Origin of the sequence: Pseudooceanicola atlanticus (genome assembly GCF_000768315.1) — a bacterium.
Taxonomy (GTDB): Bacteria; Pseudomonadota; Alphaproteobacteria; order Rhodobacterales; family Rhodobacteraceae; genus Pseudooceanicola; species Pseudooceanicola atlanticus.
The window spans coordinates 86,482-99,067 of the sequence record NZ_AQQX01000001.1 but is presented as its reverse complement, the minus strand read 5'-3'; the positions used below and the strand labels follow the sequence as shown (position 1 = coordinate 99,067).

Sequence of the window (12,586 nt, the reverse complement as noted above, 5' to 3'; positions counted from 1 at the left end):
CCCGGGATCAGCCGTACGGCAACTTGGCCTGGCGCGCCTTGTCGCGCTGGATGCCGAGGTGGCGTTCGCGCAGGATGATGGCGATGCCGGCCAGCATGATCAGCACCGCGCCGAACAGCATCTGGCCGGTCGGAACCTCGTCGAAGATGAAATAGCCGATCAGGATCGCGAAAATCATCGAGGCATAGTCGAACGGCGCCACGAGGCTCGCATCCGCATAGCGGTAGGCCGAGGTCAGGCAGATCTGCCCCGTGCCCCCCACCAACCCGGTGATGATCAGCATCAACGTGATGTCCCACTCCGGCACGACCCAGCCGAAGGGCAGCGTCATCAGCGACATCACGATCGACGTGCAGGTGAACCAGAACACGATGGCCGAGACCTGTTCGGTCGCCACCATCTTGCGGATGTAGATCTGCGCCAGCGCTCCGCAGGTGGCGCCCAGCAGAACAATGATCGCACCCACGGCCTCCATGGTGCGGATCGTGTCGCCGCCGAAGGCCGTGACACGTGGCGCCAGAACGATCAGCACGCCGATCAGGCCCAGGATCACCGCCCCGATGCGGAACACGCCGACCCGTTCGTTCAGGAACATCGCCGCAAAGACCACCGTCAGCAGCGGCATCGCGTAGTTCAGCGCGGTGACATCGGGCAGCGGCAGAAAGGCCAGGCCCGCGAACATCGACCCCATGGCGCAGGTGCCGATGAAGCCGCGCCAGACATGCGCCATCGGGCTAGCCACCCGCAGCCCGGTGCCCAGATCGCCGCGCATCGCCAGCCATCCGATGATGACCGGCAGGGCAAAGAAGGATCGGAAGAAGACCGACTCACCCGGTGGCACGGTGTCCGACGCCGCCTTGACCAGCGACGACATGGCGATGAAACACATCACCGCTATCAGTTTGAGGGCAATTCCGCGTAATGGCTGCATCTGATCTGTCCCGGGATTGGCGTGACACTGGCCGCAGCGCGGGGCACAGTCAATCGTCAGGGCGGGCTTGCATTTTGCGGTGACGAACCGCTTTATGCCGCCGCAGACCGAAAGCGAGAGGGGCCGCGATGTACGAAGCCAACCACCTGTGCAGCCTGCTGGCGCGCCATGCCGTGCTGACCCCGGATCACCTGTTCGCCCGGCGCCCCGACCTGGCCGAGATCAGCTATGGTGCGCTGTTCGAAGGGGCCGAACGCATCGCCTCTGCCCTCGTCGCGCATGGCCTGACCCCCGGTGACCGCGTCGCCGTCCAGGTCGACAAGAGCATCGAGGCGATCGAGCTTTATATCGGTACCGTTCTGGCCGGTGGCATCTTCCTGCCGCTGAACACCGCCTATACCGCGGCAGAGCTGAGCTATTTCCTGGGGGACGCCACCCCCCGCATCGTGATCTGCAGTCCCGCGCGAGAGGCAGAGATCGCCCCGCTCAGCCCCGCCACCTGCCTGACGCTGGGGGCCGATGGCACCGGCTCGCTTATCGACGCGCTGCCCGCGACAGGGGGCTTCGAAGCCGTCCCGCGCGAGGCCGACGATCTGGCCGCGATCCTCTACACCTCCGGCACGACGGGGCGGTCCAAGGGGGCGATGCTGAGCCATGCCAACCTCGCCTCCAACTCGGAAACGTTGCGCGAATACTGGCGGTTCACGCGCGATGACGTGCTGATCCACGCGCTGCCGATCTTCCATACCCACGGTCTTTTCGTGGCGACGAACGTCGCGCTGTTCTCCGGCGCCTCCACCGTGTTCCTGCCGAAATTCGACCCCGACGCGATCCTGGACGCGATGCCAGGGGCCACGTCGATGATGGGCGTTCCGACCTTCTACACAAGGCTTCTGGACGATCCACGGCTGGACCGGGATCGGGCGGCGAACATGCGGCTCTTCATCTCGGGATCCGCGCCGATGCTGGTGGACACCCATGAAAAATGGCTCGACCGGACGGGCCATCAAGTGCTGGAACGCTACGGCATGACCGAGACGAACATGTCCACCTCCAACCCCTATGACGGGGAACGGCGGATGGGCACCGTCGGCTTCCCCCTGCCGGGGGTGGAGCTGCGGATCATGGCCGAGGGCAAGGAAGTCCCCCAGGGCGAGATCGGGGTGATCGAGGTGCGCGGGCCCAATGTCTTCCAGGGTTACTGGCAAATGCCTGAAAAGACGGCAGAAGAGCTGAAGGAGGATGGCTGGTTCATCACCGGGGACCTCGCCATGCAGGACGCCGAGGGCTATGTCACCATCGTCGGGCGCGACAAGGACCTGATCATTTCAGGCGGGTTCAACATCTACCCCAAGGAGATCGAGAGCCTGATCGACGACCTGCCCGGCGTGGTGGAAAGCGCCGTGATCGGCGTGCCGCATCCGGATTTCGGCGAGGGTGTGCTGGCCGTGATCGTGGCCGAGGGCACGCCCGATCCGGAACCGATCCGCGCCGCGCTGGCCGAGGGGCTGGCCAAGTTCAAGCAACCCAAAGAGCTGATTTTCCTGGACGAATTGCCCCGGAACACGATGGGCAAGGTCCAGAAAAAGGCGCTGCGCGACCAATATTCCAAGCAGTTCACCGGCTGATCAGTCTGCGTGGTCGGAAAGGGGCTCTGCCCCTTGCCGCCAAGGCTGCGCCTTGACGGCTACCCCGGGATATTTATCGGCCAGATGAAAGAGCAGGTCAGAGAAGACCGTCGGAGCGGAAGCTGTATTCGCGGGATTTTCCGACAATGATATGGTCGTGGATGACGAGGCCCAGAAGTCCCGCGACATCGGCGATCTGCTGCGTCATGTCGATATCGGCCTGCGACGGGGACGGGTCCCCCGACGGATGATTATGTATCAATATCAAGGCACTGGCGTTCAGTTCCAGGGCGCGTTTGACGACCTCGCGGGGGTAGACGGGGACGTGGTCGACGGTGCCGCGGGCCTGTAATTCGTCGGCGATCAGGGTGTTCTTGCGGTCGAGGAACAGGATGCGGAATTGTTCGCTGTCGCGATGCGACATGGCGGTGTGGCAGTAATCCAGCAACGCCTCCCAGGAGCTGAGAACCGGGCGGTTCAGCACCTTTGACCGGGCGAGGCGTTGCGCGGCAGCCTCGATCAGCTTGAGCTCGCAGATGACCGCGTCGCCGACGCCCCGGACGGCGCGGAGACGCGCTTCGGGGGCCGTGAGGACGCCGTTGAAGTCATTGAATTCATTCAGCAGTTCACGCGCGAGCGGTTTCATGTCGGCCCGGGCATTGGCGCGAAACAGGACCATTTCCAAAAGCTCGTAATCCGGCATGGCATCGGCGCCACCCGCCATGAACCGCGCCCTGAGACGGGCACGGTGATCGCGGATATAGGAGGGAAGGCGACCGGCCGGCAAAGGGGTTTCCGGCGCTTCGTCCGGAGTGAAGAGCGGCAAGGGAGCTTCGTCGAAGGAGGGGCGGCGGCGCATGACCGGAGTGTCGGGCGCCATGGTTAAGGAAGCGTGAACCGCGCCGAACGGCACGTCGGTATTGCGTCGGTATCCTGTCGGTATTGCGTCGGTGCGTTTTGGGCGCACCTGCGTCAGGACACTGGGGTTCGAAAACGGACCCGCAGTTCTGGATTTTGACATGAAAAAGGGCTGGACCACATGGTCCAGCCCTCCTGATCTTGGCTTGGTCTTGTTGACCGGACGCAGCCCCGGGGCGCGGTCCGTAACCAGACGAAAACATCCGCTGGACGTTTGGCCTGCCCTCAGGGGCAGGCTCGTCGGATCACCCCTTCATGCTATCCCAGAACCCCTTGACGGATTTGAAGAAATCCTTGCTCTCGGGGTTGTTTTCCTCGGACAGCGCCTCGAATTCCCGCAGCAGTTCCTTCTGGCGGGAGGTGAGGTTCACCGGGGTTTCCACGGCCAGTTCGATGAACATATCGCCCGAACCGCCGCCGCGCAGGGCGGGCATGCCCTTGCCGCGCAGACGCATCTGGCGACCGGACTGGGACCCGGCGGGGATTTTCACGCGGGACCGGCCGCCGTCGATCGTCGGCACCTCGATATCGCCCCCCATGGCCGCGGCCGTCATCGAGACGGGAACGCGGCAATAGAGGTTGGAGGCGTCGCGTTCGAAGATCTTGTGCGGCTCGACCTCGATGAAGATGTAGAGATCGCCGGCAGGACCGCCGCGCATCCCGGCCTCCCCCTCACCGCCGAGGCGGATACGAGTGCCGGTTTCGACACCGGCGGGGATGTTCACCGACAGAGACCGGTCGCGTTCGACACGCCCCTGCCCGCCGCAGCCCTTGCAGGGGTTCTTGACGATCTGGCCCGCACCCGAACAGGTCGGACAGGTGCGTTCGACGGTGAAGAAGCCCTGCTGCGCGCGGACCTTGCCCATGCCCGAACATGTCGGACAGGTGGCCGGTTCGGCACCGCCTTCGGCGCCTGAGCCTTCGCATTCGTCGCATTGCACGGCCGTGGGCACCTGGATGGTCTTCTGCAGCCCGTTATAGGCCTCTTCCAGGGTGACACGCAGGTTGTAGCGCAGGTCGGAGCCGCGGGTCGCGCGCCGCCGTCCGCCGCCACCGCGGCCGCCCATCATGTCGCCGAACAGGTCGTCGAACACGTCCGAGAAGGCCGAGGCGAAGTCGCCCTGGTGCCCGCCGGGCCGGGGCCCGCCGCCACCGCCGCCCATGCCACCTTCGAAGGCGGCATGACCGAAACGGTCATAGGCGGCCTTGCGATCGGCGTCTTTCAGGACGTCGTAAGCTTCGTTCGCTTCCTTGAACTGCTCCTCGGCATCGGGGTTGTCCGAATTGCGGTCGGGGTGCAGTTCCTTGGCCTTCTTGCGATAGGCCTTCTTGATTTCGTCGGCACTGGCGCCCTTGGACAGGCCCAGAACCTCGTAATAGTCACGTTTTGCCATATGGGTGGTCTCCCCCTAGGAACGGTTAGGGCCGGCCCGCCCGAAGGTGGACCGGCCCCAGAGGTTCCAGCGCGCGGCGTTACGCACGCTTGTTGTCATCCAGATCCTCGAAATCGGCGTCGACGATATCGTCGTCATCCGAGGGCCCATCGGCGGGGGCGGGTTCATCGTCGCCCTCATCCTGGCTGGCCTTGTAGATCGCCTCGCCCAGTTTCATGGCCGCTTCGGTCACGTTCTGGATGCCGGATTTGATCTTTTCGGCATTGTCGTTCTCAAGCTCGTCCTTGAGCGCGGCAATGGCCAGTTCTATCGCCTCGATGGTGGAGGGGTCGACCTTGTCCGAATGCTCTTCCATCGACTTCTCGGTCGAGTGGATGAGGCTTTCGGCCTGGTTCTTGGCTTCGACCAGTTCGCGACGCTCCTTGTCGGCCTCGGCATTGGCCTCGGCTTCCTTGACCATGTTCTCGATGTCCTCGTCCGAGAGACCACCGGAGGCCTGGATCGTGATCTTCTGTTCCTTGTTCGTGCCCTTGTCCTTGGCCGAAACAGACACGATGCCGTTGGCGTCGATGTCGAAGGTCACTTCGATCTGCGGCATGCCGCGCGGCGCCGGCGGGATGTCCTCGAGGTTGAACTGGCCGAGCATCTTGTTGTCGGCTGCCATCTCGCGTTCACCCTGGAAGACCCGGATGGTCACGGCGTTCTGGTTGTCCTCGGCGGTCGAAAAGACCTGGGATTTCTTGGTCGGGATCGTCGTGTTGCGGTCGATCAGGCGGGTGAAGACACCACCCAGCGTCTCGATACCCAGCGACAGCGGGGTCACGTCGAGAAGAACGACGTCCTTCACGTCACCCTGCAGAACACCGGCCTGAATGGCGGCGCCGAGAGCCACGACCTCGTCCGGGTTCACGCCCTTGTGGGGCTCTTTCCCGAAGAACTTGGTCACCTCTTCGATTACCTTGGGCATGCGGGTCATACCGCCGACCAGGACGACCTCGTCGATGTCGCCGGTGGTCAGGCCCGCGTCTTTCAGGGCGGCCTGGCAGGGCTTCATCGAGGATTTGATCAGGTCGCCGACCAGGCTTTCCAGCTTGGCACGGGTCAGTTTCATGACCATGTGCAGCGGCTGGCCGTTGGAGCCCATGGAGATGAACGGCTGGTTGATCTCGGTCTGCGAGGAGCTCGACAGTTCGATCTTGGCCTTCTCGGCGGCTTCCTTCAGGCGCTGAAGGGCCATCTTGTCCTGGGTCAGGTCGACATTGTGTTCCTTTTTGAACTCGTCGGCCAGGTAGTTGACGATCCGCATGTCGAAGTCTTCACCGCCGAGGAACGTGTCGCCGTTGGTGGATTTCACTTCGAAGAGGCCGTCGTCGATTTCCAGGATGGTCACGTCGAAGGTACCGCCGCCGAGGTCATAGACCGCGATCGTCTGGCTGGTTTCCTTGTCGAGACCGTAGGCCAGCGCGGCAGCCGTCGGTTCGTTGATGATCCGCAGCACTTCCAGACCGGCGATCTTGCCGGCATCCTTGGTGGCCTGACGCTGGGCGTCGTTGAAGTAGGCCGGAACGGTGATGACCGCTTGGGTCACTTCTTCGCCGAGGTAGGATTCGGCGGTTTCCTTCATCTTGCCGAGGATGAAGGCGGAGATTTGCGACGGCGAGTATTTCTCGCCCTTGGCTTCAACCCACGCATCACCGTTGCCGCCGTCGATCACGTTGAACGGCAGGTTCTTCTTGTCCTTGGCCAGATCGCTGTCGTCCGAGCGGCGACCGATCAGGCGCTTGACGCCGAAGATGGTGTTGGTGGAGTTGGTCACGGCCTGCCGCTTGGCAGACTGGCCGACAAGGCGTTCCTCGTCGGTGAAGGCCACGATCGACGGGGTCGTGCGCGCGCCTTCGGAGTTTTCGATGACCTTGGGCTGCGAACCATCCATGATGGCGACGCAGGAGTTGGTGGTGCCAAGGTCGATACCGATCACTTTGGACATATTTTCAATCCCTTCTACTTAAGGCGAAAGTTCCGGAGACGGACCCGATTACGGCATCCGCCACCGCCTCTCAGGCGGCGGTCAGGATCCTGTCCGCCGCGCTTCTCGGGGTATATAGGTAGGCGGGAAAAGGGCTGCAAGCGGCCTGATGGTACGCAAACGCTAAAAATCTAGGCTTGGCACCGCGACACAACATACAATGCCCGGGAAATGCGCGGCCCTGCGGAGGTCCCGTGTTTTCTGGGGTGCTGCGGCTTGCGTGGCGTCAGCGGCAGCCACGTCCGTGGTGGAGGACGCCGGATCCGGTCGCTGATCCACGGATTTGCCACGCTGTCCTTGCAGGGTGTCTTCGACAAGCCGGGCATGCGTGATATCGGGATCGAAGACCTGATGCCCAAGATCGGACGAACCCATGACTGACGCGACGCTGAGGCTGCGCGATTTCGATATCTACAAGGGCTACCTGGATGGGCCGGCGCAGACCGCCCTGATCGGGGCCCTGCGCGGCGTTCTGAAAGTGGCCCCGCTGTTTTCCCCCACCACGCGCTTCGGCAAGAAGATGTCGGTGCGGATGACCAGCGCGGGCAAGTATGGCTGGTATTCCGACGGGCGCGGCTATCGCTATGAACCGCGCCATCCCGACGGCATGCCATGGCCGCCCATCCCCGAAAAGGTGCTGGCGATCTGGCGCGATGTGACCGGGCTGGAGCGGGAGCCGGATTGCTGCCTCATCAACTATTACGGCGAAGGCGCGCGGATGGGAATGCACCAGGACCGGGACGAGGCCGACTTCACCTGGCCGGTCCTGTCGGTATCACTGGGCGATGACGGCATGTTCCGCATCGGCAACGAAGACCGCGGCGGCAAGACCGAATCGATCTGGCTGGAAAGCGGCGACGTGGTGGTGATGGGCGGCCCGGCGCGGCTGCTGCATCACGGGGTGGATCGCATCCGCTTCGGTTCGTCCCGGCTGCTGCCCAAGGGCGGGCGGATCAACCTGACTTGCCGTGTCGTGGACTAGGCGGCCCCGCCCCTAGCAGAGCTTGGCAAGGGCGTCGCGCAGCAGGTCGAGCGAGTCGCTGTCCAGGATATCGCTGAGCGTTTCGTCCTGGTCGTCGACCTCTTCGCGGATTTGCAGCATCCGCATCCGGCCCAGCGAGGTGAGCAGCAGGTTGACCTGGCGGTGATCCTCGTCCGCGACCTTGCGGTGCACCAGCCCGTCCAGGACCATCCGGTCCACCAGTTTCGACAGGGCCGGCGGGTTGACCAGCGCGCGCTTGGCCAGTTCGCCCATGGTCAGGCGGTCGCCCGCATCAAGACATTCCATGACGCGCCAGGCCTCGATCTTGATGCCGTGTTTCTTCAGCCGCTCCGTCAGGGACTGGCTGACCGAACGATGCGCGGCCGCCAGAACGTAGGAGAGATGCTGCTCAAAGTGCTTTTGTCGTGCAGTCATGACCGATCCATACTCGAATATGTGTAAAATATTTGACTTGGAAAATAATTTCAATTGCAATGTGGGCTTGTAACCCACCTGTGAGACGGGGGCGCCCCAGTGGCACCGCAGACCGCCGAAGCGATGATGCCGATAGAGCTTGCGGAATTCCGCGAGAGCGGGCTTTTGGCCCGGCAATCCTGCTTCCGCGTCGCGCTGCTGATCCCGCTTTGCGGATCGGCGGGGATCTGGGCGCCATCCTGTATCTCGTCCGCGCAGGTCGCGGTGGAAGAGCTGAACCGCCAGGCCGGGATCGACGGGCGCAAGGTGCAGCTGATCATGATCGACGCCGCCGTCGAGGCCGCGGAACCGATCGAGGAGATCATCAACGACCTGATCGACATGGGCGCGATCGACGCCATTGTCGGCATGCATATCAGCGCCATCCGGCAGCGCCTGTCCAAGGTGGTGCGCCAGCGGGTGCCCTATATCTACACGCCGCTCTACGAGGGCGGGGAAACGACGACGGGCCTTTTCGCCATCGGGGAAACCCCGCAGGAACAGCTGGGCCCGGCGATCACCCGGCTTCAGGACATCTACAAACCGCGGAAATGGGCGCTGATCGGCAATGATTACGTCTGGCCCCGGTCCTCGCATTCCTACGCGAAGTCGCATCTGAAAAGCTTCGATGTCGACGTGGTGATGGAAAGCTACGTGCCCTTCGGGCTGTCCAGCATGAAACCCGTGGTCGAGGCGCTGGATGCCTCTGGCGCGGATGCGGTGCTGGTGTCGTTGGTCGGACAGGATGCGGTGAACTTCAACCGCATGTTCGGGCGGATGGGGATGCACAAGTCGATGATCCGCCTGTCCTGCGCGATGGAGGAGAACGGGTTGATGGCCTGCGGCGCCGGCAACCTGGAGCGGCTGTTCGCCGTGTCATCCTATTTCGGGGCCGTCGCGACCGAGGCGAACGCGGCCTTCAAGGAACGCTACCACGCCCTGCACGGCGATTTTGCCCCGGCGCTGAACGCGCTTGGCCAGTCGACCTACGAGGGGCTGCATTACCTCGCCTCCCTGCTGCACGATCACGGCGATCTGTGGCGGGTGTCTTCGACCCGTGACGGCCTGCCCGTGCGCTATTCCAGCGGGCGCACCTTGCTGGGCGGAGACGGCAATGCGCGGCCCTCCGTCTACCTTGCGCGGGCCGACGGCATGCAGTTCTGCGACTTCAAGCTGCTGTAAACGCTGATATTTCCAAACTATTTTCCTTTTCAAATAAAATACTTGAAAAGGAAAATAAAACGCGCAACCGTACCCTCACACCAAGAGTCGCCCCGGATCACACGGAGGCGGGCACCAGCGGAGGGTTAGGCTTTGTACTGGATTTCGGCGATCATCATTTTTGCGATCCTGCTGGCTGTCGGGATCTGGTTCCTGCAGAAATTCTACGCCAAGGCGACGCTGGAAACGGCGCTTGTGCGGACCGGCATGGGCGGACGCCGAGTGCTGACCGATGGCGGCTGCCTGGCGCTGCCGATCGTGCACCAGTTGCAGCGCGTGTCGATGCAGACGGCGGCGATCGACCTGGCCCGCACCGGGCGCGAGGCGGTGCTGACCGGTGACCAGCTGCGCGCCGACATCGTGATGGAATTCGAGGTTCGCGTCGGCTCCGATCCGAAGAGCATCGCCGTGGCCGCGCAGGCGCTTGGTCACCGGATTTCCCGCAGCGGCGAGGCGGTCGGCGAGGTCCTGGGCGGCACGCTGGCCAGCGCCATGCAGACCGCCGCCGCGACCCGGTCGCTGGCCGAAATCCACCTGGGCCGAGCCGCGTTCTGTGACGAGGTGTCCGACACCGTCGCCAAGCAGGCAGAGCGCCTTGGGCTGGAACTGGTGTCCGCGTCGCTCGTGTCGGTCGACCAGAGCGATCTGAGCCAGCGCGACGAGAACAACGCCTTCAACGCCCGCGGCATGCGTCGCCTGGCCGAACTGGTGGCCGAGGAACGCAAGGCCCGCATCGCGGTGGAAACGACCACCGAAACCGCCCTGCGCGAACATCGCCTGGCCCAGCACCAGCGCCAGATCGAATTGCAGCGGGCCGAGCGCGAGGCCGAGATCGCCCAGCAGGAGCACCTGGCCCGGTTGGAGGCCGAGGCGGAAAGCCGGTCGGCCACCGCCCGCGCCGAGGCGCGCCGCGCCTCCGAAACCGCGCGGATCGAACAGGAGCGGGAGACGAAATCCGCCCAGGTCGCCAATGACGAGGCCCTGCGCCGCGCCGAAATGCAGGCCATGCTGGAGCTGGAAGAGGCCAAGATCGCCAACGATATCCGCCTGTCCCAGGCCCGCGCCAAGGAAGCCAAGGCCAAGGCCGAGGAAGAAGAGGCCCGCGCCCAGGTCATCCTGGCCGCCGAAAGCGTCCAGGCCCAGAAGGACCGCGCCGTCACCCAGCGGGAACGCGAGATCGCCCGCATGAAGCAGGAACGCGATATCGAACTGGAAGACGCCCGGGTGAAAAGCGATGTCGGCACCCTGCTGGCCAAGGCGCAGGCCGATGCGTCGGCCAAGACGACCGCCGCCAATGCCGACAAGGCCGCGATGGAGGCCGAGGCCGCGGGCCGTGCTGCGCTGAACCAGGCCGAGAATACCCTGAGCGAGGCGGTGATCCGGATGCGGCTGGAGGAACGCCGGCTCGACAAGATGCCCGAGATCATGACGCAGATGATGAAGCCGGTCGAAAAGATCGATTCCATCCGCATCAACCAGATCGGCGGCATCGGGGGCGGCAATGGCGGCAGCACCGGCGAAGGGGTCGACGGGGCCTTTGGCGCCGCGATGGACCAGATCCTCGGCATGGCGGTGCGCCTGCCGGCGATGAAGCAGATGGGCGAAGAGATCGGGCTTGATTTCGACGTGCCGACGGCCGGGCGGACGGCCGACTATGCCAACCGCATCAAGGGCAAGGACGATCCCAAGCCCAAAGACAAAGAGTGACCTGAAGGCACCTTTCCCACTTCCCGACACCCAACAACGGAGGACATTCCCATGTCTCTGAAAAGGAGAGAATTCCTTGGCGGTACCGCCGCCCTGACCACCGCGGCCCTGATGCCGACCATCGCGAAAGCGTCGGACAGCATCCTTCTGGGCTCCATCCTGGACACGTCCGGCAATTTCGACGCCTACGGCAAGCCGATGGACCAGGCGATGAAGCTGGCCCTGGCCGAGATCAACGCCGGCGGCGGCCTGCTGGGCCGCGAGGTCGAGGTGAAGGCCTATGACACCCAGTCCGACATGGCGCTGTATTCGCAATACGCGAACCAGCTGACCCGGCAGGACAAGGTCGACGTGGTGCATGGCGGCATCCTGTCCGCCTCGCGCGAGGCGATCCGCCAGACCATGCGCCGGTCCGAGACGCTGTATTTCTACAACGTCCAGTACGAGGGCGGCGTCTGCGACCGGAACATCTTTGTCACCGGCGTGACCCCGACCCAGCAGGTCGAGGTGCTGGTGCCCTACGCGATGCAGAAATCCGGACCCAAGGTCCATATCCTGGCCGCCGATTACAATTACGGCCAGATCACCGCGCGCTGGATCCAGAAATTCGTCGAAGACAATGGCGGCGAGGTCGTGGCGACCGACTTCTTCCCGCTGGACGTGTCGGATTTCGGGTCGACCATCACCAAGATCCAGCAGACGGCCCCGGACCTCGTCGTGGCGCCGCTGGTGGGGGGCGCGCATCTGTCGTTCTTCCGTCAATGGGCCGCCGCCGGCATGAAGGACAAGATCGCGCTGGCCTCGACCACGATGGGCGTGGGCAACGAACACAAGGTGCTGACCCCCGAAGAGGGCAACGGCATCATGGTCGCCTACAACTACTCGCAAGAGCTCGATACGCCGGAAAACAAGGCCTTCAAGGAGAAGTGGGAAGCCGCCTATGGCGATACCTCCGCGATCCACGAACTGGCCGTGTCGACCTACCAGGGCATCCTGCTCTGGGCCGAGGGCGTGAAGAAGGCGGGCACGACCGACCGGATGCCGGTGATCGAGGCGCTGGAAACCGGCGTGTCCATCACGGGCCCGGCGGGCAATATCGCCATCGACCCGCAGACCCATCATGCGACGCTCGACGTGCATATCATGGAGATCGAGGACCAGGGCATGAAAGTGGTCGAGACCCTGAACCAGGTCGCGCCGGTCGATACCCAGGCGGTCTGCAACCTGCAGGAAAACCCCGACGACAACACCCAGTACGAGATCGAGATCTGATCCTCGCACACAAGGCGGGGCGGCGTCGGTCGC

11 protein-coding genes are annotated in these 12,586 nt (G+C 63.9%); 6 read left to right on the top strand and 5 right to left on the bottom strand.

The features are described 5' to 3' along the window. Positions 1 to 7 precede the first annotated feature (7 nt). Positions 8 to 931: a DMT family transporter gene (locus ATO9_RS00435; RefSeq protein WP_043743613.1), complete on the bottom strand. Its 924-nt coding sequence runs from the start codon at positions 929 to 931 to the stop codon at positions 8 to 10. Between the two features lie 128 nt (positions 932 to 1,059). On the opposite strand from ATO9_RS00435, the gene ATO9_RS00430 reads away from it, so the two are divergent. After that, complete coding sequence (locus ATO9_RS00430) at positions 1,060 to 2,559, top strand: malonate--CoA ligase (protein WP_043743611.1); 1,500 nt, start codon at positions 1,060 to 1,062, stop codon at positions 2,557 to 2,559. A gap of 97 nt (positions 2,560 to 2,656) precedes the next feature. Here ATO9_RS00430 and radC read toward each other — a convergent pair whose 3' ends face one another. The 3 genes from radC to dnaK form a co-directional block, all read right to left on the bottom strand. Next, on the bottom strand, positions 2,657 to 3,439 hold the full coding sequence (gene radC / locus ATO9_RS00425; RefSeq protein WP_420329701.1) for a RadC family protein: 783 nt from the start codon (positions 3,437 to 3,439) through the stop codon (positions 2,657 to 2,659). A 283-nt stretch (positions 3,440 to 3,722) separates the two neighbouring features. Continuing rightward, entirely contained in the window at positions 3,723 to 4,871 is a 1,149-nt protein-coding gene (gene dnaJ, locus ATO9_RS00420; protein ID WP_043743605.1) for a molecular chaperone DnaJ, read from the bottom strand. Between the two features lie 79 nt (positions 4,872 to 4,950). Beyond that, the gene (gene dnaK / locus ATO9_RS00415; protein ID WP_043743602.1) at positions 4,951 to 6,858 is read right to left on the bottom strand and encodes a molecular chaperone DnaK; all 1,908 of its coding nucleotides are present in this window, start codon (positions 6,856 to 6,858) and stop codon (positions 4,951 to 4,953) included. A 255-nt stretch (positions 6,859 to 7,113) separates the two neighbouring features. Between dnaK and ATO9_RS24145 the strand changes: the two genes are divergently transcribed. Then, the gene (locus ATO9_RS24145; protein WP_156127728.1) at positions 7,114 to 7,278 is read left to right on the top strand and encodes a hypothetical protein; all 165 of its coding nucleotides are present in this window, start codon (positions 7,114 to 7,116) and stop codon (positions 7,276 to 7,278) included. Beyond that, on the top strand, positions 7,271 to 7,879 hold the full coding sequence (locus tag ATO9_RS00410; protein WP_043743599.1) for an alpha-ketoglutarate-dependent dioxygenase AlkB family protein: 609 nt from the start codon (positions 7,271 to 7,273) through the stop codon (positions 7,877 to 7,879). Before ATO9_RS24145 ends, ATO9_RS00410 begins: the two co-directional genes overlap by 8 nt. Positions 7,880 to 7,891: 12 nt before the next feature. Here the strand turns inward: ATO9_RS00410 and ATO9_RS00405 are convergent, their stop codons facing one another. Then, positions 7,892 to 8,314, bottom strand: coding sequence for a MarR family winged helix-turn-helix transcriptional regulator (locus ATO9_RS00405; protein WP_043743598.1), 423 nt, complete (start codon positions 8,312 to 8,314; stop codon positions 7,892 to 7,894). Between the two features lie 99 nt (positions 8,315 to 8,413). Between ATO9_RS00405 and ATO9_RS00400 the strand changes: the two genes are divergently transcribed. From ATO9_RS00400 to ATO9_RS00390, 3 genes are all read left to right on the top strand, one after another. Then, positions 8,414 to 9,535 (top strand): substrate-binding domain-containing protein, encoded by a 1,122-nt coding sequence (locus ATO9_RS00400; protein WP_238318641.1) that lies wholly within the window; start codon positions 8,414 to 8,416, stop codon positions 9,533 to 9,535. Positions 9,536 to 9,667: 132 nt separating this feature from the next. After that, positions 9,668 to 11,281: a flotillin family protein gene (locus ATO9_RS00395; protein WP_043743594.1), complete on the top strand. Its 1,614-nt coding sequence runs from the start codon at positions 9,668 to 9,670 to the stop codon at positions 11,279 to 11,281. 51 nt (positions 11,282 to 11,332) lie between these two features. Further along, positions 11,333 to 12,553: an urea ABC transporter substrate-binding protein gene (locus ATO9_RS00390; RefSeq protein ID WP_043743592.1), complete on the top strand. Its 1,221-nt coding sequence runs from the start codon at positions 11,333 to 11,335 to the stop codon at positions 12,551 to 12,553. Positions 12,554 to 12,586: the final 33 nt, after the last annotated feature.

Excerpts from the sequence above, each read along its gene's own strand:
- ATO9_RS00435 (WP_043743613.1), bottom strand. The coding sequence starts at position 931 with ATGCAGCCATTACGCGGAATTGCCCTCAAACTGATAGCGGTGATGTGT.
- ATO9_RS00430 (WP_043743611.1), top strand. The coding sequence starts at position 1,060 with ATGTACGAAGCCAACCACCTGTGCAGCCTGCTGGCGCGCCATGCCGTG.
- radC (WP_420329701.1), bottom strand. The coding sequence starts at position 3,439 with ATGGCGCCCGACACTCCGGTCATGCGCCGCCGCCCCTCCTTCGACGAA.
- dnaJ (WP_043743605.1), bottom strand. The coding sequence starts at position 4,871 with ATGGCAAAACGTGACTATTACGAGGTTCTGGGCCTGTCCAAGGGCGCC.
- dnaK (WP_043743602.1), bottom strand. The coding sequence starts at position 6,858 with ATGTCCAAAGTGATCGGTATCGACCTTGGCACCACCAACTCCTGCGTC.
- ATO9_RS00410 (WP_043743599.1), top strand. The coding sequence starts at position 7,271 with ATGACTGACGCGACGCTGAGGCTGCGCGATTTCGATATCTACAAGGGC.
- ATO9_RS00405 (WP_043743598.1), bottom strand. The coding sequence starts at position 8,314 with ATGACTGCACGACAAAAGCACTTTGAGCAGCATCTCTCCTACGTTCTG.
- ATO9_RS00390 (WP_043743592.1), top strand. The coding sequence starts at position 11,333 with ATGTCTCTGAAAAGGAGAGAATTCCTTGGCGGTACCGCCGCCCTGACC.